Source organism: Pseudomonas sp. 6D_7.1_Bac1 (assembly GCF_025465945.1).
GTDB lineage: Bacteria > Pseudomonadota > Gammaproteobacteria > Pseudomonadales > Pseudomonadaceae > Aquipseudomonas.
This window is the reverse complement of the sequence record NZ_JANLNW010000081.1, coordinates 44,679-66,936: the sequence shown is the minus strand read 5'-3', so window position 1 is coordinate 66,936 and position 22,258 is coordinate 44,679. Positions and strand designations below refer to the sequence as shown.

The 22,258-nt window shown below is 60.0% G+C and carries 16 protein-coding genes and 4 tRNA genes; 4 read left to right on the top strand and 16 right to left on the bottom strand.

The window, feature by feature from the left end:
• Nucleotides 1–151 precede the first annotated feature (151 nt).
• From NTD87_RS26200 to leuC, 7 genes are all read right to left on the bottom strand, one after another.
• The gene (locus tag NTD87_RS26200) at nt 152–2,773 is read right to left on the bottom strand and encodes a FimV/HubP family polar landmark protein (RefSeq protein WP_262117087.1); all 2,622 of its coding nucleotides are present in this window, start codon (nt 2,771–2,773) and stop codon (nt 152–154) included.
• 208 nt (nt 2,774–2,981) lie between these two features.
• Nucleotides 2,982–3,992, bottom strand: coding sequence for an aspartate-semialdehyde dehydrogenase (locus NTD87_RS26195; protein WP_262117086.1), 1,011 nt, complete (start codon nt 3,990–3,992; stop codon nt 2,982–2,984).
• 243 nt (nt 3,993–4,235) lie between these two features.
• Nucleotides 4,236–5,348 carry an aspartate-semialdehyde dehydrogenase gene (asd, locus tag NTD87_RS26190; protein WP_123425727.1) on the bottom strand — a complete coding sequence of 371 codons (1,113 nt, stop codon included), beginning with the start codon at nt 5,346–5,348 and terminating at the stop codon, nt 4,236–4,238.
• 67 nt (nt 5,349–5,415) lie between these two features.
• Nucleotides 5,416–6,498, bottom strand: a complete 1,083-nt coding sequence (leuB, locus tag NTD87_RS26185) for a 3-isopropylmalate dehydrogenase (protein ID WP_262117085.1) — start codon at nt 6,496–6,498, stop codon at nt 5,416–5,418.
• Between the two features lie 74 nt (nt 6,499–6,572).
• Complete coding sequence (locus NTD87_RS26180) at nt 6,573–7,340, bottom strand: class I SAM-dependent methyltransferase (RefSeq protein WP_262117084.1); 768 nt, start codon at nt 7,338–7,340, stop codon at nt 6,573–6,575.
• A gap of 146 nt (nt 7,341–7,486) precedes the next feature.
• Complete coding sequence (gene leuD, locus NTD87_RS26175) at nt 7,487–8,131, bottom strand: 3-isopropylmalate dehydratase small subunit (protein ID WP_071550854.1); 645 nt, start codon at nt 8,129–8,131, stop codon at nt 7,487–7,489.
• An 11-nt stretch (nt 8,132–8,142) separates the two neighbouring features.
• The gene (gene leuC, locus NTD87_RS26170; RefSeq protein WP_262117088.1) at nt 8,143–9,561 is read right to left on the bottom strand and encodes a 3-isopropylmalate dehydratase large subunit; all 1,419 of its coding nucleotides are present in this window, start codon (nt 9,559–9,561) and stop codon (nt 8,143–8,145) included.
• A gap of 148 nt (nt 9,562–9,709) precedes the next feature.
• Between leuC and NTD87_RS26165 the strand changes: the two genes are divergently transcribed.
• Together NTD87_RS26165 and NTD87_RS26160 are read left to right on the top strand one after the other, a co-directional pair.
• Entirely contained in the window at nt 9,710–10,600 is an 891-nt protein-coding gene (locus tag NTD87_RS26165) for a LysR family transcriptional regulator (RefSeq protein ID WP_262117083.1), read from the top strand.
• A 69-nt stretch (nt 10,601–10,669) separates the two neighbouring features.
• Nucleotides 10,670–13,960, top strand: coding sequence for an EAL domain-containing protein (locus tag NTD87_RS26160; protein WP_262117082.1), 3,291 nt, complete (start codon nt 10,670–10,672; stop codon nt 13,958–13,960).
• A gap of 70 nt (nt 13,961–14,030) precedes the next feature.
• Here NTD87_RS26160 and NTD87_RS26155 read toward each other — a convergent pair whose 3' ends face one another.
• The 9 genes from NTD87_RS26155 to gltX form a co-directional block, all read right to left on the bottom strand.
• Nucleotides 14,031–14,990, bottom strand: coding sequence for a tRNA dihydrouridine synthase (locus NTD87_RS26155; protein WP_262117081.1), 960 nt, complete (start codon nt 14,988–14,990; stop codon nt 14,031–14,033).
• Nucleotides 14,991–15,197: 207 nt separating this feature from the next.
• The gene (locus NTD87_RS26150; RefSeq protein WP_262117080.1) at nt 15,198–15,635 is read right to left on the bottom strand and encodes an acyl-CoA thioesterase; all 438 of its coding nucleotides are present in this window, start codon (nt 15,633–15,635) and stop codon (nt 15,198–15,200) included.
• Between the two features lie 47 nt (nt 15,636–15,682).
• Nucleotides 15,683–16,516 carry an alpha/beta fold hydrolase gene (locus NTD87_RS26145; protein ID WP_262117079.1) on the bottom strand — a complete coding sequence of 278 codons (834 nt, stop codon included), beginning with the start codon at nt 16,514–16,516 and terminating at the stop codon, nt 15,683–15,685.
• A 29-nt stretch (nt 16,517–16,545) separates the two neighbouring features.
• Nucleotides 16,546–17,085 carry a TetR/AcrR family transcriptional regulator gene (locus tag NTD87_RS26140; RefSeq protein WP_262117078.1) on the bottom strand — a complete coding sequence of 180 codons (540 nt, stop codon included), beginning with the start codon at nt 17,083–17,085 and terminating at the stop codon, nt 16,546–16,548.
• A gap of 182 nt (nt 17,086–17,267) precedes the next feature.
• Nucleotides 17,268–17,343: transfer RNA gene (locus NTD87_RS26135), tRNA-Glu, on the bottom strand.
• Between the two features lie 80 nt (nt 17,344–17,423).
• Nucleotides 17,424–17,499, bottom strand: a tRNA-Ala gene (locus tag NTD87_RS26130).
• 53 nt (nt 17,500–17,552) lie between these two features.
• Nucleotides 17,553–17,628 (bottom strand) — tRNA-Glu (locus NTD87_RS26125).
• A 78-nt stretch (nt 17,629–17,706) separates the two neighbouring features.
• A tRNA-Ala gene (locus NTD87_RS26120) sits at nt 17,707–17,782 on the bottom strand.
• Nucleotides 17,783–17,951: 169 nt separating this feature from the next.
• Nucleotides 17,952–19,433 (bottom strand): glutamate--tRNA ligase, encoded by a 1,482-nt coding sequence (gene gltX / locus NTD87_RS26115; RefSeq protein WP_262117077.1) that lies wholly within the window; start codon nt 19,431–19,433, stop codon nt 17,952–17,954.
• Nucleotides 19,434–19,664: 231 nt separating this feature from the next.
• Here gltX and NTD87_RS26110 point away from each other — a divergent pair, with 231 nt between their 5' ends.
• Complete coding sequence (locus tag NTD87_RS26110; RefSeq protein WP_262117076.1) at nt 19,665–20,711, top strand: HlyD family secretion protein; 1,047 nt, start codon at nt 19,665–19,667, stop codon at nt 20,709–20,711.
• Nucleotides 20,701–22,251, top strand: a complete 1,551-nt coding sequence (locus NTD87_RS26105; protein WP_262117075.1) for an MDR family MFS transporter — start codon at nt 20,701–20,703, stop codon at nt 22,249–22,251. The genes NTD87_RS26110 and NTD87_RS26105 overlap by 11 nt, the downstream gene beginning before the upstream one ends.
• Nucleotides 22,252–22,258: the final 7 nt, after the last annotated feature.

Sequence of the window (22,258 nt, the reverse complement as noted above, 5' to 3'; positions counted from 1 at the left end):
GATAAATTGGGGGCCTGTTGTTAGCAAGTTGGGGCGCGGGAGCTGCCCCCCTCGCCACGGGTTACGTGACCAACCGCTAAATGATGCCTACCTCTGTAACAAAAACGGCAGCCTCAATGGGCTGCCGCTTTGTTTACAACTTATCGATCACTCAAGCTATACGCGCCAACATTTCCTTGGCTTCGCTTTTCTGACCGTCATTCCCCTCGCTGATCACCTCACCGAGGATGTCCCGCGCACCATCGTTGTCACCCATGTCGATGTACGCCTGCGCCAGATCCAGCTTGGTCGCGACTTCGTCAGTGCCCGAGAGGAAATCAAACTCGGGCTCATCCATTCCCATCGCAGCATCTTCAGCGGTAAAACTTGGCTCGGCGATAGCCGGATGTTCCAGGCTACCGGACAAACGATCCAGCTCAGCATTGACGTCGTCCAGCTCGGACATGAAGTCGTCCGGCTCAGGCTTGGCTTGAGCATCGACTTCATCCGCCAGGGACAGGTCGAAATCGGCCGGTAACTCCAGATCATCAAGCGCCGCTTCGGTGACTGCAGGCGACTCGGCCACCGGCAGGTCTTTCAGACCGTCGTCGAGATCGAGCAGGAATTCGTCGTCAGCCAGGGCCGCATCCGGCAGGTCGCCGCCCAGATCAAGGTCGAAATCCGACAGATCTTCAAGACTGTCCTTGGCGTCGGTCTGTTGTTGCAGAACGGATTCGAAGCTCAGATCGTCGTCGAGCGGGAAAGGCTCCAGCTCCGCTACCGGTTCAGGTGCAACGACTGCTGGCGATGCGGCTTCCAGGTCGTCCAGGCTCAGATCGAAGGCGCTGTCGAAGTCATCATCGGCCGGCACCGGGGTGGGTGCAGCTTCAGGTGCCGGGGCGGGTGCCTGTGGCTCATCGTGCAGCAGGTCCTTGACGTACTGCGCATCCAGTTCAGCGGCAACTGCTGCTGCGGCGATACCGCCAACGGCAGCCACGGCAACCATCGCCGGGAAACGGCTTTTCAGCTGCTCGACGTCCGCATGGTTTTTGCCATTGGCAACCAACTGACGCTCTTGCGCCACGAACGCACTGCGATCGCCCTGCTGGCCGTAGACTTCCATCAGCTTCAAGCGCAGGTCGCTGCGTTGCGGCTCTTGCTTGATGCCTTCTTCGAGCAGACTGGCCGCCTGATTCAGACGCCCGGCATTGATGTGCGACTGGGCTTGCGCCAGAACATCGTCCGAACGCTCGGCCGCAGGCGCTATCAATGGCGCAGCAATCGGAGGCGTCACCACCACCGGCTCCACGACTGGAGCTGGAGGCGTCGCAAGCTTGACGACTGGCGGTGGAACTTCAAGGCCTTCGAAGCTGCTCTCCGGCAGATCCAGGTCTTCAGTCAAGTCCGACTCTTCAGCCAAAGCCTTGGCCATGCGCGTGTGCTTCTCGGCTTCCTGTTGAGCCTTGCGACGACGCGCCAGCAGCAACAGAAGCAACAGCAGCACCACAGCACCGCCGCCCACCAGCCCCAACAGCACCGGATTGGTCAGCAGCTCGTTGTACTTTTGCTCATCACTTGCCACAGGGCTTGCCTGAATCGGCGTCTCGGCAGGCACTGCGGCCGGCGCTGCATCTGGCGTCAGTGCAGGAGCCGCGGGCGTTGCTGGCGCCGCAGCAGGCTGGGCGACCAGCTCAGCCGGCATCGTCGCGGAAGGCTGAGCAGCACCTGTGCCCGAGCCCTCTGCCTGCATCTTGGCCAGTTGATTATTCTTCAGCTCGATCAAACGCTGGAGTTTGTCCAACTGACTCTGCAAGTCAGTCATGCGGCTTTTCAGTTCGGCATTGTCGCGACGAGTCGTATCGAGGCTTTCCTTGGTCACCGCCAGCTTGTTGCTGATGGCCTTGCTATCGCCCGCGGCACCTTTACCACCCTTCTTGCCAGACTCGGCCGAGACCAGGCTCAGGTTGTCCTTGGCGTTACCTTGCGGCGCGACAACATCACGCCCGTGCTTGGTTGCGTCGAGCTGTTGCGCCTGCGCCCGGTGAGCCGAGCGACGCCCATGACGCCAGGCAGTGTTCTGCGCGGCGACTTCAGCAATGGCTTTGGGCTGTGGCAGGCTGGTGCTTTGTGTGGCGTCCGGCAGGCGCAAGACCTGACCGGTTTTCAACCGATTGATGTTGCCATCGATAAAGGCGTCCGGGTTCAGTGCCTGGATCGCCAGCATGGTTTGCTGGATCGAACCGCCATTACGCGCCTTCGCAGCGATTTCCCACAAAGTGTCGCGCGGGGTCGTGAGGTGCTGCGCAGGCTTGCTCGCGCCAGTCATCGGTGCGTTGACGGCAGGCGCTTGAGACGGCGCGGGTTGCGCCGCAGCGTCAGCCGTCTGCGGCGAGAATTTTGACGGATCGAGCAGCACACTGTAATCGCGCAGCAGACGGCCGTTTGGCCACATCACCTGAACCAGGAATTTCACCATAGGCTCGGAGAGTGGCTGACTTGAAGTCACCCGCAGGATGCTTTTACCACTGGCATTGAGCACTGGCGTGAACGTCAGGTCATTGAGGAATGCCTGACGGTCAACCCCGGCCTTGGCGAAGTCGTCGGCCGAAGCCAGGCTCGGCACCACTTCGGCAGCGGTGAGGTCCTTGACGTCGAGCAGCTCGATTTCTGCCACCAGCGGCTGGTTCAGGGTCGACTTCAGGGTCAATTCCCCAAGCCCGAGGGCATGCGCCATACCGGAGGACAGCGCCGAGGCGGCCGCTATTGCTAACACCAGTTTGCGAACTTGAACCATAGCCTCATCCTTTGTTTGAACGTTCCTCGGCAAGCGAGAAGATGTTGATAACCGCTGCCGTAAGGCATTGCGCGCAGTCTCGAAGAGTCCCTGCGCGCGCTTATTTCACTTACGCCCTTGGAAGCCCCAGATGGTGGCTCGCCTCCAGCATTCAGGCCTGGTGGCCTGTACGACCAGAATTATTCTGCAAATTGTTGCCAAGTATCTTTTACACAAGGTCTTTTATCAACAACTCAGCCACCTGCACTGCGTTGAGTGCCGCGCCTTTGCGTACGTTATCTGACGTCAGCCACAGATTAAGTTCCGCCGGGTCGTCGACACCGCCGCGAACCCGACCAACGTAGACCACGTCCTGCCCGACCGCATCGCCTACCGGCGTCGGGTAGTCACCCGCCTCGACCAGTTCGACACCCGGCGCTGCTTCCAGCGCCACATTCACCGCCGCCAGGTCAACGGCCTTGGCAGACTGCAAGGTCACGCTAAAGCTATCGCCGAAAAACACCGGGGCTTGAATGCACGTGACAGAAATCTTTAATGAAGGTTGCGCCATGACCTCACGCAGCTCTCGAACCAGGCGCTTTTCCAGCAGCGTATGGCCCTGAGCATCCGGCGTGCCGACTTGTGCCAGAAGGTTGAAGGCCATTTGCCGATCAAAGAAACGCGGTTCCAGCGGGCGAACATTCAACAGCTCAGCCGTCTGTCGGGCCAGCTCAGTGACCGCCTCGCGGCCTTGGGCAGAAACCGCCAGGCTGGCGGTGAGCGTGACTCGCTGCAAGTCGAGCACTTCGCGCAACGGTGCCAGCACCACGGCCAGGGTGGTGGCCGATGCACTTGGGCTGCTCACCTGAAAAGGCTTTTTCAAGCCGGCCAACACTTGGCTGTTGGCTTCCGGCACCACCTGCGGCGCTTGTGCGGCCGGCAAGGCGCCGGACAAATCGATCAGCGCGCAACCAGCGGCAGTGGCACGCGGCGCGAAGCTCAGAGTGACCGCTGGGCCGGCGGCGAAGAACACCAGTTGCACCTTGCTGAAGTCAAATTCGTCGACTTCCCGCACCCGCACGTTTTTGCCACGAAACGGCACCGAATGCCCTGCCGACTCACTGCTGGCCAGCAGGTGCAGGTTGGCAACCGGGAAGTCACGTTCTTCAAGAATCTGGACGAGGGTTTCGCCGACAGTACCGGTGGCGCCGACAACGGCGATATCAAAGGACTGGCTCATGGATCTACCTCAGGCGAAACGGGGGGGAGCGGCACTTTACCGGGTGGCTGGCATGCAGGCAATTCTGCTGGGTATATGTGGTGTCCGCGCCGACGCCATCGCGAGCAGGCTCGCTCCCACGGGGTTCGGTGATTTCATTGTGGGAGCGAGCCTGCTCGCGATGGCGGCTTGACTGACACTACAACGCCCATAAAAAAACCCGCAGCTCTTTCGAGATGCGGGTTGTTTCATTGCCTCGGCGGATCAACGCTCCAGCAGGATCCGCAGCATGCGACGCAGCGGCTCGGCCGCGCCCCACAGCAACTGGTCGCCAACGGTGAATGCACCGACGAACTGCGAACCCATGTTCAGCTTGCGCAGACGGCCAACCGGTACGTTCAGGGTGCCGGTGACCTTGGTCGGGCTCAGCTCCTGCATGCTGATCTCACGCTGGTTCGGCACCAGTTTGACCCAAGGGTTGTGCTGACTGATCAGCCCTTCGATATCGGCGATCGGCACGTCTTTGTTCAGCTTGATGGTCAACGCCTGACTGTGGCAACGCATGGCGCCGATGCGCACGCAGATGCCATCCACCGGGATCGGGCTCTTGAAGCGACCGAGGATCTTGTTGGTCTCGGCCTGGGCCTTCCACTCTTCGCGGCTCTGACCGTTTGGCAGCTCTTTGTCGATCCACGGGATCAGGCTGCCGGCCAATGGCACGCCGAAGTTTTCGGTCGGGTAAGCATCGCTGCGCATGGCTTCGGCAACACGACGGTCGATGTCGAGGATCGCACTGGCCGGATCAGCCAGTTGATCGGCGACAGCGGCGTGGGTCGCGCCCATTTGCTTGATCAGCTCACGCATGTTCTGCGCGCCGGCACCGGAGGCTGCCTGATAGGTCATGGCGCTCATCCACTCCACCAGACCGGCCTCAAACAGACCGCCCAGGCCCATCAGCATCAGGCTGACGGTGCAGTTGCCGCCGATGTAGTTCTTGGTGCCGGCGTCGAGCTGCTGGTCGATGACCTTGCGGTTCACCGGGTCCAGCACGATGACTGCGTCATCCTGCATGCGCAGGCTGGAAGCGGCGTCGATCCAGTAACCCTGCCAGCCGGCTTCGCGCAGTTTCGGGAAGACTTCGCTGGTGTAGTCGCCACCCTGGCAGGTCAGAATCACGTCGAGGGTTTTCAGCTCTTCAATGCTGTAAGCGTCTTTGAGCGGAGCAATGTCCTTGCCCACGGACGGGCCTTGGCCACCGACATTGGAAGTGGTGAAAAACACCGGCTCAATAAGATCGAAATCCTGCTCTTCCAGCATCCGCTGCATGAGCACGGAACCGACCATACCGCGCCAACCGATCAGACCTACACGTTTCATCGCAACTACACCTTTTACAAAAAGTGGGCTCGCTTGCCGGCATCAGCGACAAGCGGGGCCCGAGAGATTACAGATTCCGCAGCGCTGCGACTACTGCGTCGCCCATTTCCTGCGTACCCACTTTCGCGCAACCCGGCGACCAGATGTCACCTGTGCGCAGCCCTTGGTCCAATACCAGGCTGACGGCTTTTTCGATGGCATCAGCCGCCGCAACCTGATTGAAGCTGTAACGCAGCATCATCGACACCGACAGAATCGTCGCCAACGGGTTGGCAATGCCTTTGCCTGCGATGTCCGGCGCCGACCCGTGGCAAGGCTCGTACATGCCTTTATTGTTGGCATCCAGCGAGGCCGACGGCAACATGCCGATGGAACCGGTGAGCATCGAGGCTTCGTCAGACAGGATATCGCCAAACAGGTTGTCGGTGACGATCACGTCGAACTGCTTCGGTGCACGCACCAGCTGCATGGCGGCGTTGTCGACGTACATGTGGCTCAACTCGACATCCGGGTAATCCTTGGCCACTTGCTCGACGATTTCACGCCACAGCTGGCTGGAAGCCAGAACGTTGGCCTTGTCGACCGAGCAGAGCTTCTTGCCACGTACGCGCGCCATGTCGAAACCGACGCGGGCGATACGACGGATTTCGCTTTCGCTGTACGGCAGGGTGTCGTACGCCTGACGCTCGCCGTTTTCCAGTTCGCGCACGCCACGTGGCGCGCCGAAGTAGATGCCGCCGGTCAGCTCACGAACGATCAGGATATCCAGACCGGCGACGATTTCCGCCTTCAGGCTGGAAGCCTCGGCCAGTTGCGGGTACAGGATCGCCGGACGCAGGTTGCCGAACAGGCCCAGTTGCGCGCGAATCTTCAACAAGCCGCGCTCTGGACGAATGTCGCGCTCGATGGTGTCCCATTTCGGACCGCCCACCGCACCCAGCAGCACCGCATCGGCAGCGCGAGCGCGGGCCAGGGTTTCGTCGGCCAACGGCACGCCGTGCTTGTCGATGGCTGCGCCGCCGATCACGTCATGGCTCAGCTCAAAATCCAGCGCGAACTTGTCGTTGGCCAGCTCCAGCACCTTGACCGCTTCGGCCATGATTTCCGGACCAATGCCGTCACCTGGGAGAATCAGAATCTGCTTGCTCATGCGTTCCTCATGTCATCAGTCGGCGCGCCCTAAGGCTCGCGGGTTCGCCGGGGAAAAATTCTAGCGTTCGGCGCTTATCTTTCAGCCATCAGCACCAGCACATCGGTACTGAACGAACCATCGGCTTCAATCTCGAAATACTCGCGAACTTCATTGCCCATCGCCTGCTGCAATTCGCGGATCGCCACGCGCAATGCTTGCGGTGTGCGCATGCGCTCGACCCAAGAGGTGTACTCCAGATGCAGCCGCTGGCGCGTAGTGCTACGGGTGTGCAGCCCCGCCTCGCTGATCTGACGCAACCACTCGCCGGCGGAATAATCACGTACGTGGCTGGTGTCGCGCAGAACCTCAACGCTTTGCAGGTAAGTGTCGAACAGTGGACTGCCCGGCGACAAGACGTCAATGAACGCTGCCACCCCACCCGGCTTGAGCACCCGGCGCACTTCGCGCAATGCCTGCCCGAGATCGCTCCAATGGTGCGCCGAATAACGGCTGAAAACGAAATCGAACTCGCCATCGGCGAATGGCAGACGTTCCGCCGCGCCGAGCACGGTGGTCACGTTGTTCAGACCGCGATCAACCGCAGCACCCGCTACTACGTCGAGCATCTGCTGCGACAGGTCGTAGGCCACTACTTCTTTCACCAGCGAAGCCACATGAAAACTCACATGACCGGCGCCGCAGCCCAGGTCCAGCACCCGCGCATCACCGCGACCTGCCAGTTCGGCCTGCAGCAGTGCGAATTCGGTGCCCTGGGCGTGTACTGCGCTGCTCAGGTAGGCCGCAGCCTGCTCACCGAATTGCTTTTGTACCACTTGGCTGTGCTGAACGCTGTTGGTCATGGTGACTTCCTTTTTGGGGTGGGTCTTGTGGTGATTATTCGGGCCTCATCGCGAGCAGGCTCGCTCCCACAGGGGTTCTGTGAACACCGCAAATCCAATGTGGGAGCTAGCCTGCTCGCGATGGCGTCATTACGCCTTACGCAAAATCAGGCATCGCGAAACAACCACGGCTGACTGGCGCGGTGCTTGGCTTCGAACGTGGCAATCGCATCGCCGTCCTGCAAGGTCAGGCCGATATCGTCCAGACCGTTGAGCAGGCAGTGTTTGCGGAAAGCGTCGATTTCAAAGCTCAAAACCTTGCCGTCAGGACGGGTCACGGTCTGGGCCTGCAAGTCGATCTGCAACTGGTAGCCAGGATTGGCTTCCACTTGCGCAAACAATTCGTCGACTTCAGCGTCGCTCAAGATGATCGGCAGCAAGCCGTTCTTGAAGCTGTTGTTGAAGAAAATGTCGGCGTAGCTCGGCGCGATGATGCTGCGGAAACCGTACTCTTCCAGGGCCCACGGTGCGTGCTCGCGGCTCGAACCGCAGCCGAAGTTTTCCCGGGCGAGCAACACGCTGGCCCCTTGATAACGCTCGGCATTGAGCACGAAGTCCTTGTTCAACGGACGCTTGGAGTTGTCCTGATACGGTTGACCCACGTCCAGGTAACGCCACTCATCGAACAGGTTCGGACCGAAACCGGTGCGCTTGATCGACTTCAAGAACTGCTTGGGAATGATCTGGTCGGTGTCGACGTTGGCACGATCCAAAGGCGCGACAAGACCAGTGTGCTGGGTAAAAGCTTTCATGCTGCGCTCCTTTAGATCAATTCACGGACGTCAACGAAACGACCGTTGACGGCGGCGGCGGCGGCCATGGCCGGGCTCACCAAATGCGTACGGCCACCGGCGCCCTGACGACCTTCGAAGTTACGGTTGGAGGTCGATGCGCAATGCTCGCCGGATTCCAAACGGTCCGGGTTCATCGCCAGGCACATCGAGCAGCCTGGCTCGCGCCATTCAAAACCGGCCTCGAGGAAAATCTTGTCCAGCCCCTCAGCTTCGGCTTGAGCCTTCACCAGGCCCGAACCTGGTACCACAATGGCTTGCTTGATGGTCGAAGCCACCTTACGGCCCTTGGCGATCACCGCCGCAGCGCGCAAATCTTCAATCCGCGAGTTGGTGCAGGAACCAATGAACACGCGGTCCAGCTGAATGTCGGTGATTGCCTGATTCGCGGTCAAACCCATGTATTTCAGGGCGCGGACGATAGAGTCGCGCTTGACCAGGTCCATTTCCTTGGCCGGATCCGGCACGTTCTGATCGACGGCGAGCACCATTTCCGGGGAAGTACCCCAGCTGACTTGCGGCTTGATCTGCGCCGCATCGAGCTCAACGATGGTGTCGAACTTCGCGTCAGCATCGGAAACCAGGTCTTTCCAGGCTTCGACCGCCAAGTCCCACTCCGCGCCTTTCGGTGCGAACGGGCGACCCTTGACGTAGGCAACGGTCTTTTCATCGGCGGCGACCAAACCGACTCGCGCACCGGCTTCGATGGACATGTTGCAGATGGTCATGCGGCCTTCGACCGACAACTCACGAATCGCGCTGCCGGCGAACTCGATGGCGTGGCCGTTACCGCCAGCGGTGCCGATCTTGCCGATGACAGCCAGAACGATGTCCTTGGCGGTCACGCCGAACGGCAAGGTGCCTTCGACGCAAACCAGCATGTTCTTCATTTTCTTGGCGACCAGGCACTGGGTGGCGAGCACGTGCTCGACCTCGGAAGTGCCGATACCGTGAGCCAAAGCGCCGAAAGCGCCGTGGGTCGAGGTATGGGAGTCACCGCAGACCACGGTCATGCCCGGCAAGGTTGCGCCCTGCTCCGGGCCAATCACGTGGACGATGCCTTGACGCACGTCATTCATCTTGAATTCGACGATGCCATATTCGTCACAGTTGTCATCGAGGGTCTGAACCTGCAAACGCGAGACTTCGTCGGCGATGGCGGCGATGCCGCCCTTGCGCTCTGGAGTCGTCGGTACGTTGTGGTCCGGGGTGGCGATGTTGGCATCGATGCGCCATGGCTTGCGCCCGGCCAGACGCAGACCTTCGAAGGCTTGCGGCGAGGTCACTTCATGAATGATGTGACGGTCGATGTAGATCAGCGCCGAACCATCGTCGCGCTGTTTGACCAAATGCGAATCCCAGAGCTTGTCGTAGAGCGTTTTGCCGGCCATCAGACGTTTCCTCATCAGCTTGTTTCTATGCCCTGGGTTTTGAAGCGATTCAATAACCCCTTGGCTTGTGAGGTCGATCCTATGGGGTTACATTAAATAACTCAAATTCATAATTTTCATGCTTTGGATAACCAACTGGAATACAACCATGGACCTGGCCAACCTCAATGCCTTTATCGCCATCGCCGAGACCGGCAGCTTCTCCGGCGCGGGTGAACGCCTGCATCTGACCCAGCCAGCCATCAGCAAACGCATCGCCGGGCTGGAGCAGCAACTTAATGTGCGACTGTTTGATCGACTGGGCCGGGAAGTCAGCCTGACCGAGGCCGGGCGCGCCCTGCTGCCGCGGGCTTATCAGATTCTCAATGTGCTGGATGACACACGCCGGGCGCTGACCAACCTGACCGGCGAAGTAACCGGCCGTCTGACGCTGGCGACCAGTCATCACATCGGCCTGCACCGCCTGCCACCCTTGCTGCGGGCGTTCACCCGGCGTTATCCCGAGGTTGCGCTGGATATTCAGTTCCTCGATTCGGAAGTCGCCTACGAGGAAATTCTTCACGGCCGCGCTGAACTGGCGGTCATCACCCTGGCACCCGAACCTCACACACTGGTGAAAGCCACGCCGGTGTGGGACGACCCGCTGGACTTCGTCGTGGCCCCGGAACACTCGCTGATCAGCAACGGCGCGGTCAGCCTGGCCGATATTGCTCGCCACCCGGCGGTTTTTCCCGGTGGCAACACTTTTACCCACCATATCGTGCAACGGCTTTTCGAAGCCCAGGGGCTGACGCCGAACATCGCGATGAGCACTAACTACCTGGAAACTATCAAGATGATGGTTTCCATTGGCCTGGCCTGGAGCGTTTTGCCGCGCACCATGCTCGATGATCAAGTGGCAAGTATTCCTTTACCGGGCATACAGCTCACTCGCCAGCTAGGCTATATCGTGCACACCGAACGGACGCTGTCGAATGCTGCACGGGCTTTCATGGCCTTGCTGGACGCACAAATCGATTTGCCAGGGAGTAAAGGCTAAGTTGTGCTAATCCTGTAAGGCAGCAAACCCCAGTGCCAAACGCCAAACTCAGCCCAAGGCCTGTTGCCAATGCCCAAATCTGTTGACCGCTCTCGCCCACGTACGCCCCCAATGCCACGCATTCAGGCGCTCGACCCGCGTGCCTCGGAGCAAAGTTGGGAGAGCGCGCCACAATTGCTCGCTGCCTTGAACGGCGCACATCTGGGCGCTTGGTACTGGGACATTGAACGCGGGCTGATCAGTTGGTCACGGGGGACCCAGGCCTTGTTCGGGTTTGACCCCAAGCAGCCGCTGCCGGCCGATCTGGAATACCTGGATTTATTACCGGTGGAGGATCGCGCGAAAGCGCTGCGCGCCTTTAATGCCGTGGTGGCCGGCGCGCCATTGGAACAGGCAATGCATCACCGGATCCGCTGGCCCGACGGCAGCCTGCACTGGCTGGAGATCAACGGCAGCCTGCTGCCGGACAAACACGGTCGACCACGGATGATCGGGGTGATCCGCGAGATCACCCATCAACGCCAGCGTGAACAGGCCCTGAGCAGCTCGGAGAAACGCTTCGCAACACTGTTTCATCTATGCCCGAACATGGTACTGCTGACCCGTCAGGAAGACGGCCTGATCAGCGAAGCCAATCAATACTTCGAAAGCCTGTTCGGCTGGCCCGTGCAAAGCGTGATCGGCCGCACGACGCTGGAACTGGGCCTCTGGGTGCACCCGGAGCAACGCGCCGAACTGATCAAGGCAACCAAGGCCAAAGGCGAGCTGGTCAGCCGGGAAGTGCAGTTTCGCGCCAGTAACGGCCAGGTCCACGATGGTATTCTCAGCGCGCAAAAAGTTGAGCTCGAAGGCCAGGCCTACCTGCTCAGCACGTTCCTGGACACCAGCGAAAGCAAACTCGCCGAGCAAGCGCTCAAGGACAGCCAGGAGCGCCTCGACCTAGCCCTCGATTCCGCGCAACTCGGCACCTGGGACTGGCACATTCCCAGTGGCATGCTCTACGGCTCAGCCCGTGCCGCGCAGTTGCATGGCCTGGACCCGGTGCCCTTTCACGAGCCCTTCGATGCGTTTTTCGAAGGCGTGCCCGACAGTGAGCGCGACAGCATGCGCGATGCTTACCGCAGCTTGCGCGAAGGCCCGGCCGGCAATTATCAACTGACCTACCACGTGCAATTGCCCGACGGCAGTTCGCGCTATCTGGAAAGCCGCGCACGGCTCTATCGCGATGAGTCCGGCGCACCATTGCGCATGGCCGGCACCCTGCTCGACATCACCGATCAAGTGGAGCGCGAGCAACGCCTGATCACCTCCGAAGAAAAATTCGCCAGCCTGTTCCAGGTCAGCCCGGACCCGATCTGCGTCACGCGTCAGGACACCGGCCAGTTCATCGAGATCAACTCCGCCTTCACTCAGACCTTCGGCTGGACTGCCAGTGACGTCATCGACCGCAGCGCCGACGAAATAGGCCTCTGGGACGCCTCGGTGAAGCGCCAGCAACGCATTGAACAGGTGATTCGCGAACAAGCGCTGAACAACGTCGCGATCATCGTTCACCACAAGGATGGGCAATCCCTGACCTGCGTGATTTCCAGCCGACAGATCAGCGTCGGCAACGAGCCGTGCATCGTCACCACCCTGCGTGACATCACCCAGCAACAACGCTCCGAGGCAGCGCTCAAGGCCAGTGAAGAAAAATTCGCCAAGGCGTTTCACTCCAGCCCCGACGCCATCACCATCACCGAGCGCGACAGCGGACGTTACCTGGAGGTCAACGACGGATTCTGCCGTTTGACCGGCTACCGCGCCGATGAAGTGATTGGCAAAACGGTGTATCAGGTCGGCATCTGGGCCGAAGAAAAACAACGCTCGGCCCTGCTGGCCGAATTGCGGATCAAAGGCCGGGTGCATCACCAGGAAATGCTCGGACGCAACAAGCGCGGCGAGATTCTCACGGTCGAGGTGTCGGTCGAGCCCATCACCCTGAACGAAACCGCCTGCCTGCTGCTGACCGCCCGGGACGTCAGCCTGCTGAAAAATGCCGAAGCGCAGATCCGTCACCTGGCCTACCACGACCCGCTGACCAACCTGCCCAATCGTGCATTGCTGATGGATCGCCTGAGCCAGCAGATCGCCCTGCTCAAACGCCACAACCTGCGCGGCGCCCTGCTGTTCCTCGATCTCGACCACTTCAAGCACATCAATGACTCGCTGGGGCACCCGGTGGGCGACACGGTGCTGAAAATCATCACCGCGCGGCTCGAAGCCAGCGTGCGCATGGAAGACACCGTGGCGCGGCTGGGTGGCGATGAATTCGTGGTGCTGTTGAGCGGCCTGGAAGGTACACGCAGCGAGGTCAGCGAACAGGTTCGCGAGCTGGCCGACACCTTGCGCGAACTGCTGTCGGAGCCGATGTTCCTCGACGGTCAGCGCCTGCAAGTTACACCGAGCATCGGCGTGGCCTTGATTCCCGATCACGGTTCAACCCCGACCGACCTGCTCAAGCGTGCCGACATCGCCCTTTACCGGGCCAAGGACTCGGGGCGCAACACCACGCAGATGTTCCACAACACCATGCAAAAAGCCGCCAGTGAGCGCCTGCGTATGGAAACCGACCTGCGCCTGGCCCTTTCGCGGGGCGAGTTCAGCGTGCACTACCAGCCTCAGGTAGATGCCCAGGACGATCGCATTATCGGCGCCGAAGCCTTGGTGCGCTGGCACCACCCGCAACTAGGTGAGCAATCGCCCACCGAATTCATCAAGGTGCTGGAGGACAGCGGACTGATCCTGGAAGTCGGCACCTGGATCCTCGATGAAGCCTGCAAGGCTTTCAGGCAACTGATCGATCGAGGCCTGATCGACCCGCTGAACTTCAGTCTCTGCGTGAACATCAGCCCACGGCAATTTCGCCAGAACGACTTCGTCGAACGAATCGAACACAGCCTGAGCAGTCACGAACTGCCGTGGTCGCTGCTCAAGCTGGAGATCACCGAAGGCATCGTGATCCAGAACCTGGACGACACCATCAGCAAAATGCGCCGCTTGAAGAAACTCGGCGTCAGCTTTGCCATGGACGATTTTGGCACCGGCTACTCCTCGCTGACTTATCTCAAACGCCTGCCGGTGGATACGCTGAAAATCGACCAGTCCTTTATCCGCGATGCGACCAGCGATCCGAACGACGCGGAAATCATCCGCGCCATTGTCGCCATGGCACGCAGCCTTGAACTGACAGTGATTGCCGAAGGCGTCGAAACCCCCGAACAGCTTGAGTTTTTGCAGGGGTTGGGCTGCCACTTGTATCAAGGCTACCTGCACAGCCGACCACTGCCGCTGGAGGGTTTCCTCAAACTGCTCAAATGACGGGCACAAAAAAGGGCGCCGATGGCACCCTTTTCATATTGCTTTTCAAGAGAAATTTTGCGGATTCTTTTCAGGCCGCTTCGGTGACCGGAACACCCAGCAAACGCGACACCTGATCCAGTTCGGTCTCGCGACGCAGGACGGTGAACAGCTCCACCGCTTCGGGATAGTTGCGGGTCAGCATCGCCAGCCACTGCTTCAAGCGACCCGGCGACTGGCGCGGCGTCATCTGCGCCTTGGCTTGAAGCCAGAAGTCCTGAAGCAGGGGCAGTAACTCAGCCCAGGTCATCTCGACCACTTCCTCACCCGCCCGTGCGGCAGCGATTTGCCGCGCCAGGTCTGGGCGCGAGACCAGGCCGCGACCGAGCATGATGTCTTCCACACCGCTGATCTCGCGGCAACGGCGCCAGTCTTCAACGCTCCAGATATCACCATTGGCGAACACCGGCACCTTGACCACTTCCTGCACCCGCGGGATCCACTCCCAATGCGCTGGCGGTTTGTAGCCGTCAGTCTTGGTTCGTGCGTGCACCACGATGTGCTCAGCGCCGCCTTCGGCCAAGGCAGTGGCACACACCAGTGCGCCGTCAGGGCTGTCGAAACCCAGACGCATTTTGGCGGTCACCGGAATGTGCGCTGGCACCGCTCGGCGTACGTGCTCGACGATTTCGTTGAGCAGCTCCGGCTCTTTGAGCAGCACCGCCCCGCCCCGCGATTTGTTGACGGTCTTGGCCGGGCAACCAAAATTCAGGTCGATGACCTCGGACCCAAGCTCACAGGCCAGCGCGGCGTTTTCCGCCAGGCACACCGGATCGGAACCGAGCAGTTGAACACGCAACGGCACGCCGGCAGCGGTCCTGGCGCCGTTCAGCAGTTCAGGGCCGAACTTGTGGAAATAGGCAGGTGTGAGCAGTTGATCGTTGATCCGAATGAACTCGGTCACGCACCAATCGATACCGCCGACACGGGTCAGCACGTCCCGCAGGATGTTGTCGACCAACCCCTCCATGGGCGCCAAAGCAATTTGCATGGAAAACACTCAACGAAAAACGTGCGGCAGTTTACTGGATTATCAATCGAAAGACTTGCGCCCGCTCCTGTGGCGAGGGAGCTTGCTCCCGCTGGGGCGCAGAGCGGCCCCAAAACATGCAATCGCATATCTTCAGGCACACTGCATTGACTGGCTTTACGGCTGCTTCGCAGCCGAGCGGGAGCAAGCTCCCTCGCCACAGGGTAATCAGGCGCTGATGTGCAACGCCGGGCCGTAGCCTTCGATGAACTCCGCCGGCATGCGTTTGGGCTTGCCGCTAGACAGCTCGATGCAGACAAACGTGGTTTGCGCCCGCAGCAACGTGGCATTGTCGCTGGGGCGGATCAGCTGGAAGTGCCGGGTCATCTTCAGGCGCTGATCCCAGTCGACGATCCAGGTCGCCAACTGCAATTCATCGTCCTCATAGGCGGCGGCCAGATAATCGATTTCGTGGCGTACCACGGCCATCGCCCGGTCCAGCCGCCGATATTCGGTCAGGTCCAGCCCAAGGCGCTGCGAATGACGCCAGGCGCAGCGTTCGAGCCAGGTGACATACACCGCATTATTGGCGTGCCCCAGCCCATCGATGTCCTCGGCAGCCACCTGCAGGTCAATGATAAATGGCGTTGCCCGATCCCAGCCCATGCCCCACTCCCGGTCAGATTATTCGACCGGGGCAGTGTAACGGATGATCAGGCAGATTGGCGCGCCTGCAAGCTACGACCGGACAACAGCGACAGCACACCTTCGATCAATCGCGGATCAGCCAATACTCGTTGATGACCACCCTCTTCCAGGCGCAATAGGCGACTGTCGAACCAGGCATCGTGAATCAGCTGCGACTCCTTGACCGAGACAAAGCAGTCGTCTTCGGCGTGTACGATCAGCCCTGGCATATCCAACTGATAATGGGCGACGTCGAGTCGTGAGGCCTGGATGCCCACATCCTGCTCGACCTTGCGGATAAACGCCGAGCGCGCCTTGGGCGGCATGCGAACGTGACGGGCAAAGCCGCGCAACACAGCGAGAATCCGCGCCGGCGCGGCGATGCTGACCAGAGTTTCAGTGCGCAGCCCCAGTTGAACGGCGAGCATCGCACTGGCACCGCCCATGGAGTGACCGATGACGGCTTGCAAGGGTGGCAGCTCCGCCGCCGCTTCGAGCATGGCGCGAGCAAACAGCACGACGTTGGCCTCGCGACCAGGAGAGCGACCATGAGCCGGGCCATCCAGCGCGACCACGGTGTAGCCAGCGTCTACCAGTGCCGTGATCAGGCTGGCGAATTGCGTCGGCCGACCTTCCCAACCGTGCATCAGCAGCACCGTCGGGCCCTGCCCCCAGCGCAACGCTGAAAGACCGAAGCGCAATGTGATCCGCTCGGAATTCGCCAGCAGCGGCATTTCCCAATCCCGTGGTGGCAACTCGCGCGGCGTCATGAACGCCAAACGCATCTTGCTTGCCACCAGCTGTGGTGCAACCCAGCCCAAGGTGCCATTAACGCCACGAACCCAACTTAACGTGCTCATCGCTCATCTCCAAAGGCTTGTGCTTCAGGTCATAGCACCGCCGACTTGGCGGCACGCAGTAATCGATCGGACAACTCACCGGCACCCAGCGCCCGCGCCAGGGCCAAACCACCGACCATCAGCGCCAAGTCAGCCAACGCTTTGTCGATGTCTTCCGGGCTGGCGGCCAACTGCGCGACCATCAGCTCGACGTGCTCATTCAAGGCCAGCCGAAACTCATCCGGCAGACGCCCCAACTCCCCGACCGATGCCGGAATCGGGCAGGCGTGCTCAGTGGAATCGCGGTGTTTGCGTGACAGGTAAAACGCAGCAACCAACGCCCTGCGCTCCTCGCCCGTCAGCTCGGCGTCCATTTCGGCGATCAGCGCCCGACGCTGGCCGAGCAATTGAGTGAAAGCCTCCAGCATCATTGCGTCCTTGCTTTCGAAGTGCGCATAGAAGCCACCGACAGTAAGGCCGGCAGCCCCCATCACTTCACCCACGCTGGGCTCTGCCGGACCACGCTGAATCAGCGCAGAGCTGGCGGCCTGGAGAATGCGTTCACGGGTTTGAGCTTTTTTGTCGTTCATCGTTGCCTCCGAATATTACGATTAAAATATTATTCTCATAATAATTTTTCGCAAGTCGTTGATGTGACCGTTGGTCAGAAGAACAGTGTTGGGAGAATGAGGAGATTGGCCAAACGCCAGACAAACAAAAGGGCCATTCAATAATTGAATGACCCTTATAAATCCCGCAGAGCGGGTAATCGTGGCGTCCCCTAGGGGACTCGAACCCCTGTTACCGCCGTGAAAGGGCGGTGTCCTAGGCCACTAGACGAAGGGGACACAAACCCTTCTATACAACTGATCAGTGCTGAGTACTGATCGATTCAAGGCCGGTGTGGCCAGGCCTTGAACTGTAAAATTGGTGGAGCTAGACGGGATCGAACCGTCGACCTCTTGCATGCCATGCAAGCGCTCTCCCAGCTGAGCTATAGCCCCGGATTTTTCGCCTCGCGGCGGAGCGATGTTTTGCAACATCACTTCTGTAAAACTGGCGTCCCCTAGGGGACTCGAACCCCTGTTACCGCCGTGAAAGGGCGGTGTCCTAGGCCACTAGACGAAGGGGACGCAAACCCTTCTATACACTGATCAACGCTGAGTGCTGATCGCTTCAAGACCCGTGTGGCCAAGCCTTGAAGTGTAAATTGGTGGAGCTAGACGGGATCGAACCGTCGACCTCTTGCATGCCATGCAAGCGCTCTCCCAGCTGAGCTATAGCCCCTCATCGCTGAGGACGGGGCGAATCTTAATGGCGCATCGGAAAGCTGTCAAACTTATTTTTAACAATTTCCAAAGTTTTTTGCCGCCATAACAATCACTTACCGCCCTCCCCCGAGAATCCGGGGCTTTTGGAAAGATCGCCCGAACGCGGCCCGAGCCTTCTGCAGCTCCTACGCGATAGCGCCCAGAAGCTTTTCCCACTCTTTGTTTTCTTTCTTGGACACGCCGCCGAGCAAGTCGATGGCCTGGCGCAGACGGAAACGCGTAAGGTCCGGACCGAGGATTTCCATCGCATCCAGCACCGAGACCGAACTGGCCTGACCGGTGATGGCCGCGAACATCAGCGGCATCGCGTCACGCAGCTTCAACTCCAGGGATTCGACCACCGCCTGAATGGTCGCGGTGATGCTGTCCTTCTCCCACTGACGCAGGCTTTCGAGCTTCCACAGAATCAACTGCATCAGCTGGCGAACCTGATCGCCGGACAGTTTCTTGGATTCGAACAATTTGGCATCCGGAGTCACGCCACCGGCGAAGAAGAACCCGGCCAACGGTGCGATCTGGCTGAACGTTTCAACCCGACCCTGCACGTGCGGCGCGATCTTCATCATGTACTCGGGGTTCAGCGCCCAGGTCTGCACACGGCTGGCGAACTCTTCCACCGGCAGATCACGCAGCCATTGACCGTTGAGCCACGACAGTTTCTCGACGTCGAAAATCGGCCCGCCCAGGGAAACGCGCGAGAGGTCGAAGTTGTCGACCATTTCCTGCAACGAGAACTTCTCGCGCTCGTCCGGCATCGACCAGCCCATGCGACCCAGATAGTTGAGCATCGCTTCCGGCATGAAGCCCATGCGCTCGTAGAACGTCACCGAGGTCGGGTTCTTGCGCTTGGACAGCTTGCTCTTGTCCGGGTTACGCAGCAGCGGCATGTAGCACAGCGCCGGTTGTTCCCAGCCGAAGTACTCGTAAAGCAGGATCAGCTTCGGTGCCGACGGCAGCCACTCTTCACCGCGCAATACGTGGGTGATGCCCATCAGATGGTCGTCGACCACGTTGGCCAGGAAGTAAGTCGGCAGACCATCGGTCTTCATCAACACTTGCATGTCCATGCGATCCCACGGGATCTCGACGTCGCCACGCAGCATGTCCGGCACCACGCAGACGCCTTCGGTCGGCACTTTCATACGGATCACGTGCGGCTCGCCAGCGGCCAGGCGGCGCGCGACTTCTTCCTTGGAGAGCAACAGCGCACGGCCGTCATAACGCGGAGTTTCGCCGCGGGCCATTTGCTCGGCACGCATCTGGTCCAGTTCTTCAGCCGTGCAGAAGCACGGGAAGGCGTGACCCAGATCAACCAACTGCTGGCAGTACTTCTGATAAATGTCACCGCGCTCGCTCTGGCGATACGGACCGTGCGGGCCGCCAACGTCCGGGCCTTCGCTCCAGTTGATGCCCAACCAGCGCAAGGCATCGAAAATCTGCTGCTCGGACTCGCGGGTCGAACGCAATTGGTCGGTGTCTTCAATCCGCAGGATGAACTCACCGCCATGCTGCTTGGCAAAGCAGTAGTTGAACAAAGCGATGTAAGCGGTGCCGACATGGGGATCGCCGGTAGGCGATGGCGCGATGCGAGTGCGGACGGTGGTCATGGCATGTCTCGAAAGAATATAAAAAGCGGAGATGAAACAGGGGGCGAATGGTAACAGGCGTTGCCCGCCCGGCTCCAGTGAGCAGGGCATTTAAGCCAACGTTGAGGCTACAAAAGGCTCTAACGCCGCTGAATGCCGGATTATCCAGAAGTGGCATTTACCGCTTATCGGCTATGTGACAGATTCAAGTCCTGATAAATCTCCTTACACTTTCTCGACTACAGTCTGCCCATGCCTGCCCAACTCAAGCGTCGCCTGTTTACTTTCCTGTTTATCGTCCTGCTGATTGCCGGGAGCTTCTTTGCTCAATGGTTCTTCAAGGGACGGTTTTATGAAAGCACCGATAACGCTTATGTCCAGGGTGAAATCACCCGGGTCTCCAGCCAGTTGGGTGCGCGCATTGAGGAAGTGCTGGTGCAGGACAACCAGCACGTCGAAAAAGGCCAGTTGCTGATCCGACTTGAAGGCGATGACTTTCATCTCGCCGTCGACCGCGCTAACGCGACCCTCGCCACTCGCGAAGCCGAGCGCCTGCAAGCCCAGAGCAAACTGACCCAGCAGGGCAGCCTGATTGCCGCCAGCGAAGCTCAGGTCGCTGCCAGCCAGGCCACCCTCGGCCGCTCGCAAATCGATCTGTCCCGCGCGCAAACCCTGCGTAAACCGGGTTACGTCTCGGAAGAGCGAGTGACCACCCTCTCCGCCGACAACCACATCGCCCGCTCGCAAGTGGCCAAGGCCCAGGCCGACGCCCAGGCCCAGCACCAGCAGGTCAATGCCTTGGCGGCCGAGATCAAACGTCTTGACGCGCAGATCGCCAACGCCAAAACCGATCTGGCCCAGGCCCGACTAAACCTGACCCGCAGCGAAATCCACGCCCCCATCAGCGGCCTGATCGGCCAGCGCGCTGCCCGCAACGGCCAATACGTACAGGCCGGCGCTTACCTGCTGTCGATCGTCCCGGATCAGGACATCTGGATTCAGGCCAACTTCAAGGAAACCCAGATTGGCCACATGCAGCCTGGGCAAAAAGCCGAGCTGACGTTCGACGCATACAGCGACACGCCGATCGAAGCCCGGGTCGAGAGCCTGTTCGCGGCTTCGGGAGCACAGTTCAGCCTGCTGCCCCCCGACAATGCCACCGGTAACTTCACCAAAGTCGTACAACGGATTCCGGTGAAACTGACCTTTGCCGCTGACAATCCGCTGCACGGCAAGATCCGTCCAGGCATGTCGGTCACCGTCAAAGTAAACATCAAAGACCCTGTCGATGGCCGGTGATCAACTGATCCGCCCGGTCGGCGAGCCGACCCGGCGGGACTGGATTGCGGTTATGAGCGCGATGCTCGGCGCCTTCATGGCGGTGCTCGACATCCAGATCACCAACTCCTCGCTCAAGGACATTCAGGGTGCGCTGTCAGCCACCCTGGAAGAAGGCTCGTGGATTTCCACCTCGTACCTGGTGGCGGAAATCATCATGATCCCGCTCACCGCGTGGCTGGTGCAGCTGCTCTCGGCACGACGCCTGGCAGTGTGGGTTTCGCTGGGTTTTCTCGCAGCCTCCCTGCTCTGCTCCATGGCCTGGAGCCTGGAGAGCATGATCGTGTTCCGCGCCTTGCAGGGCTTTACCGGCGGCGCGCTGATCCCGCTGGCGTTCACCCTGACACTGATCAAACTCCCCGAGCACCATCGCGCCAAAGGCATGGCAATGTTCGCCATGACCGCGACCTTCGCCCCGTCCATCGGCCCGACCATTGGCGGCTGGCTGACGGAGAACTGGGGCTGGAAGTACATTTTCTATATCAACGTGCCGCCCGGGATAATCATGATCGCCGGCCTGCTTTATGGCCTGGAGAAGAAAGAGTCACACTGGGAGCTGCTGAAAAGCACCGACTACATGGGCATTCTCACACTGGCGGTTGGCCTCGGTTGCTTGCAGGTGTTTCTTGAGGAAGGCCATCGCAAGGACTGGCTGGAATCGAACCTGATCGTGACGCTGGGCAGCATCGCGCTGCTGAGCCTGATCACCTTTGTGATCGTGCAGGTGTCCAAGCCCAATCCGCTGATCAACCTGGGCATCCTGCGTAACCGCAATTTTGGCTTGTCGAGCATATCCAGCCTGGGCATGGGCGTCGGGCTGTACGGCTCGATCTATCTGTTACCGCTGTATCTGGCGCAGATCCAGAACTACAACGCCTTGCAGATCGGCGAAGTGATCATGTGGATGGGCGTGCCGCAGCTGTTCCTGATTCCGCTGGTACCGAAACTGATGAAGTTCGTTTCGCCAAAGTGGCTGTGCACCCTCGGTTTTGGCCTGTTTGGCTTGGCGAGTTTTCTTTCAGGCGCACTCAACCCGGATTTCGCCGGACCACAGTTCAACCAGATCCAGCTCATCAGGGCGCTGGGCCAGCCGCTGATCATGGTGACCATCTCGCTGATCGCCACCGCGTACATCCTGCCGCAGGATGCAGGCTCCGCTTCGAGCCTGTTCAACATCCTGCGTAACCTCGGCGGCGCGATTGGCATCGCCCTGCTCGCCACGTTGCTGGATGCGCGGACCAAGACCTACTTTGATTATTTGCGTGAGTCGATCGTCCCGAGCAACCCGCAGGTGGCCGAACGCATGGCCAGCATGACTGATCGATTTGGCAGCGAAACAGCCGCACTGGGCAAGCTCAGCGAGATTGCCCATCAGCAGGCCTCGATCATGGCCTACAACGATGCGTTTCACTTTGTCGGGATTGCGCTGGGAGTGAGCATGCTGGCGATTTTTCTGACCAAGGCGTTGCCGGCCGGGTTGAAGGCTGGGGAAGCACACTGAGACCGCG

Excerpts from the sequence above, each read along its gene's own strand:
- NTD87_RS26105 (WP_262117075.1), top strand. The coding sequence starts at position 20,701 with ATGGCCGGTGATCAACTGATCCGCCCGGTCGGCGAGCCGACCCGGCGG.
- asd (WP_123425727.1), bottom strand. The coding sequence starts at position 5,348 with ATGAAACGTGTAGGTCTGATCGGTTGGCGCGGTATGGTCGGTTCCGTG.
- NTD87_RS26165 (WP_262117083.1), top strand. The coding sequence starts at position 9,710 with ATGGACCTGGCCAACCTCAATGCCTTTATCGCCATCGCCGAGACCGGC.
- NTD87_RS26160 (WP_262117082.1), top strand. The coding sequence starts at position 10,670 with ATGCCCAAATCTGTTGACCGCTCTCGCCCACGTACGCCCCCAATGCCA.
- leuB (WP_262117085.1), bottom strand. The coding sequence starts at position 6,498 with ATGAGCAAGCAGATTCTGATTCTCCCAGGTGACGGCATTGGTCCGGAA.
- NTD87_RS26150 (WP_262117080.1), bottom strand. The coding sequence starts at position 15,635 with ATGGGCTGGGATCGGGCAACGCCATTTATCATTGACCTGCAGGTGGCT.
- NTD87_RS26180 (WP_262117084.1), bottom strand. The coding sequence starts at position 7,340 with ATGACCAACAGCGTTCAGCACAGCCAAGTGGTACAAAAGCAATTCGGT.
- NTD87_RS26145 (WP_262117079.1), bottom strand. The coding sequence starts at position 16,516 with ATGAGCACGTTAAGTTGGGTTCGTGGCGTTAATGGCACCTTGGGCTGG.
- leuC (WP_262117088.1), bottom strand. The coding sequence starts at position 9,561 with ATGGCCGGCAAAACGCTCTACGACAAGCTCTGGGATTCGCATTTGGTC.
- NTD87_RS26200 (WP_262117087.1), bottom strand. The coding sequence starts at position 2,773 with ATGGTTCAAGTTCGCAAACTGGTGTTAGCAATAGCGGCCGCCTCGGCG.
- NTD87_RS26195 (WP_262117086.1), bottom strand. The coding sequence starts at position 3,992 with ATGAGCCAGTCCTTTGATATCGCCGTTGTCGGCGCCACCGGTACTGTC.
- leuD (WP_071550854.1), bottom strand. The coding sequence starts at position 8,131 with ATGAAAGCTTTTACCCAGCACACTGGTCTTGTCGCGCCTTTGGATCGT.
- NTD87_RS26110 (WP_262117076.1), top strand. The coding sequence starts at position 19,665 with ATGCCTGCCCAACTCAAGCGTCGCCTGTTTACTTTCCTGTTTATCGTC.
- NTD87_RS26155 (WP_262117081.1), bottom strand. The coding sequence starts at position 14,990 with ATGCAAATTGCTTTGGCGCCCATGGAGGGGTTGGTCGACAACATCCTG.
- NTD87_RS26140 (WP_262117078.1), bottom strand. The coding sequence starts at position 17,085 with ATGAACGACAAAAAAGCTCAAACCCGTGAACGCATTCTCCAGGCCGCC.
- gltX (WP_262117077.1), bottom strand. The coding sequence starts at position 19,433 with ATGACCACCGTCCGCACTCGCATCGCGCCATCGCCTACCGGCGATCCC.